The organism is Phenylobacterium sp., assembly GCF_036402295.1.
GTDB lineage: Bacteria > Pseudomonadota > Alphaproteobacteria > Caulobacterales > Caulobacteraceae > Phenylobacterium.
The window spans coordinates 1-3,115 of record NZ_DASWTE010000454.1; the positions used below are offsets into that span (position 1 = coordinate 1).

Genomic DNA, 3,115 nt, shown 5'->3' on the forward strand with positions numbered 1-3,115 from the left:
GGAAAAGGCGCTGCGCCTGCTTCGACTGCCGCGAGAGGTCGGGAACCATCCGGAGGACGGCAAGCCGATCCTGGCCGGCATCGGCAAGTTCGGACCCTTCGTGCTGCACGATGGGACCTACGCCAATCTGTCCTCGGTCGACGAGGTGTTCGAGGTGGGCGTGAACCGCGCCGTCGATGTGCTGGCCACCAAGCGCGCCGGCCGCCGCGGCGGCGAGTCCGCGGCTCTGAAGGAGCTGGGCGCGCACCCGACCGACGGCCAGCCGATCCGCGTGCTCTCGGGCCGCTACGGCCCCTACATCAAGCATGGCTCGACCAACGCCAACGTACCCCGCGGCGCCGACCCGCTGTCGGTAACGCTGGAGCAGGCCGTGGCCCTGATCGCCGAGCGCGAGGCCAAGGGCGGCGGCAAGAAGAAGCCGGCCCGGGCTGCGAAGAAGACCGACGGCGAAGGCAAGGCGGCGAAGAAGCCCGCGAAAAAGGCCGCGGCGAAGAAGAAGACCCCCGCCAAGGCCAAGGCCGCCGCAGCGGCCGCGCCGATCGAGGACGAAGAGACGCCGTTCTGACTCGGGGTTGACGGCGGCTTTGCTGTAGGTTCCTATTTTGTTCGTGGAGCCTGCGCGGAGCTGAGATGAGCCTGGCGGTTCGGGAGTTCTCGGCGGCGGGCTACCGGTCGCTGCAGCGGATCGCTTATCCGATGTCGCGACTCGACGTGTTCGTCGGCGCGAACGGCGTCGGCAAGTCGAACCTCTACCGGGCGCTGGAATTGCTGCGCGCGGCGGCTGCGAACACCCTGGGCCACGACCTGGCGCGCGAAGGCCTGGACCTCGCCATGTGGGCTGGTGTCCGCAAGGGCGGCAAGCCGCCGCGCATCCAGCTCAGCGCAAGCTTTTCCGAGCCTGACCGCCTGGAGGCGGCCTATCGGTACGAAGTCGAGGTGGGCTATCCGCCTCCGGGCTCGGCGTCCCTCGGGGTCGAACCCGAGATCAAGGCGGAGTCCCTCACCTACTTCGCGGGACGACGGCCGGTTCGCCTCATGGACCGGGACGGCCCTTCGGTCGTGGCCCGCGACGAGGACGGCCGCCTGGTCTCGATCGACATCGACATACTGCCGTCGGAGACCGTGCTCGGGCGGCTCGAAGACCCGTCGCGCTACCCGGGCATGGACCTCGTACGCCGTACGCTGCTTGAGTGGCGCTTCTACCATGACCTGCGTACCGACGCCGGGTCGCCGCTCCGCCAGCCCTGCGTCGCCGTCGCCACGCCGACACTCGCGTCCGACGGCTCGAACTTGGCGGCGGTGTTCGCCACCCTGGCCCATATCCGGGAGGACACCGTCGACCTCGACGCCGCGGTCGGTGGGGCGTTTCCCGGCGCGCGGCTCATCGTGCCAGCGCCCGACCGCACAGCCTCCTTCGCGATGATGTACCGCGAATTCCCGCAGCGCCTTTTCGAGGCGTCCGAGCTTTCCGACGGCACGCTGCGGTTCCTGGGCCTGGCCGGCGCGCTGATGGCCTACCGTCTGCCGCCCTTCGTTGCGCTGAACGAGCCGGAGTCGAGCCTGCATCCTGACCTGATGGAGCCGCTGGGACGGATGGTGGCTCAAGCGGCGGAGCGGACGCAGGTCTGGCTGGTAACCCACTCCGAACGGCTCGCCCAGGCCATCGACAAGACCGGCGCCGGCGCGATCCGGACGGTGCGCAAGAAGGACGGCGCCACGACCATCGACGGGCTCACGATGCTCGGGACCTTCCGGGGCGACGACTGAACCCGCTACGGTAGCTTCATGCCTCACGCGACCCTCAACGGCCTGAACTTCTATTTCGAGCGCGCCGGCGCCGGCGCGCCGTTGCTGTTCATCTCCGGCACCGGCGGCGATCTGCGGGTGCAACCGAACGTGTTCGCCTCGCCGCTCGCCAAGGCCTTCGACCTCGTGGCGTACGACCAGCGGGGCCTGGGCAGGACCGACAAGCCCGACGTCCCCTACTCGATGGCCGACTACGCCGACGATGCCGCCGCACTGCTCGACCATGTGGGCTGGGACCAGGTCCCTGTTCTCGGGGTCTCGTTCGGCGGGATGGTCGCGCAGGAACTGGTGCTGCGGCATCCGGGACGGGTGAAGCGGCTGGTGCTGGCTTGCACGTCGCCCGGCGGCGCGGGCGGCGCGTCGTATCCGTTCCACGAGATCGAGCACCTGAAGGGCGAGGAACGCGCCCGCTTCCTGATGCCGGTCAGCGACACGCGGCGCGACGCGGCTTGGGCTGCGGCGAACCCGGAGGACTACGAGCGCTTCGTCGAGCTGGCGGCCGCTGATCCGTTCGCGGGCGAGCCCGGCCGCGCCGCGGGCGCGCATCGCCAACTGGAGGCCCGCGCCCAGCACGACACCTGGGACCGGCTCGACCAGATCGCCTGCCCCGTCCTGATCGCCGCCGGCCGCTATGACGGCATCGCCCTGCCCGCCACACAGGAGAAGATGGCGGCGCGCATCCCGGGCGCCGAGCTCCGCTGGTACGAGGGCGGCCACCTGTTCATGCTGCAGGACCGCGCCGCCTATCGCGAGATCATCGCGTTCCTGGCCGCCTGACCGCGCGGCGAGAGCCGGTAGCCCACTTCGAGGCTCTCAGTGAGGCCGAGCGCCTTCAGCTTGCGGACGTCCAGCTTGAAGGGCTGGGTCTCCATGCCGAGCATCGCCGCGAGGTCGCCGGCGCGGCGGGCCGGGTGCTCGGCGATGAGGTCCAGGAAGCGGCTCGTCCAGGCGCCACGGGCGTCGAGGCGGGCGAGCTTCTCCAGCACGCCGGTGAGGTCGACATCCTCGCGCAGGGCCTCCCGCGGATCGGCGCCCTGGTGGCGGACGCGCACGCGGTAGACCGTCCCCTCTCCGGCCAAGTGCTCGCGCACGGCATCGGCCGTTGCGAAGCCCGCGGCGGCGGCTTCGGCATCGGTGATCGCGGCATGGTCGACCGCCGCCACCTCGTCGATGGCCAGCTGGCCCACGGCCGTGTTCAGCGTGCCGCCGGTCTTCACCGAGGGCTTCTTCCAGCGGCGGAAGACCAGGCTGACCTCGCCGCGGCGGATGGCCTCCAGGTGGGCGACCTTCAGCAGCATCAGCCGGCCGC

General features: G+C 70.6%; 4 protein-coding genes. 3 read left to right on the forward strand and 1 reads right to left on the reverse strand.

All coding sequences use genetic code 11. From position 1 onward, the window contains the following. The 3 genes from VGD44_RS25575 to VGD44_RS25585 all read left to right on the forward strand — a co-directional run. A partial coding sequence (locus VGD44_RS25575; protein WP_331091464.1) for a topoisomerase C-terminal repeat-containing protein occupies nt 1–565 on the forward strand: 565 nt, incomplete at its 5' end. A gap of 65 nt (nt 566–630) precedes the next feature. Then, nucleotides 631–1,767, forward strand: coding sequence for an AAA family ATPase (locus VGD44_RS25580; protein WP_331091466.1), 1,137 nt, complete (start codon nt 631–633; stop codon nt 1,765–1,767). Between the two features lie 18 nt (nt 1,768–1,785). Beyond that, nucleotides 1,786–2,583 carry an alpha/beta hydrolase gene (locus VGD44_RS25585; protein WP_331091468.1) on the forward strand — a complete coding sequence of 266 codons (798 nt, stop codon included), beginning with the start codon at nt 1,786–1,788 and terminating at the stop codon, nt 2,581–2,583. Here the strand turns inward: VGD44_RS25585 and VGD44_RS25590 are convergent. Continuing rightward, nucleotides 2,550–3,115: hypothetical protein (locus VGD44_RS25590; protein ID WP_331091470.1), on the reverse strand; the 566-nt coding region annotated here is incomplete at its 5' end. The two genes, VGD44_RS25585 and VGD44_RS25590, sit on opposite strands and share 34 nt — an antisense overlap.

Excerpts from the sequence above, each read along its gene's own strand:
- VGD44_RS25585 (WP_331091468.1), top strand. The coding sequence starts at position 1,786 with ATGCCTCACGCGACCCTCAACGGCCTGAACTTCTATTTCGAGCGCGCC.
- VGD44_RS25580 (WP_331091466.1), top strand. The coding sequence starts at position 631 with ATGAGCCTGGCGGTTCGGGAGTTCTCGGCGGCGGGCTACCGGTCGCTG.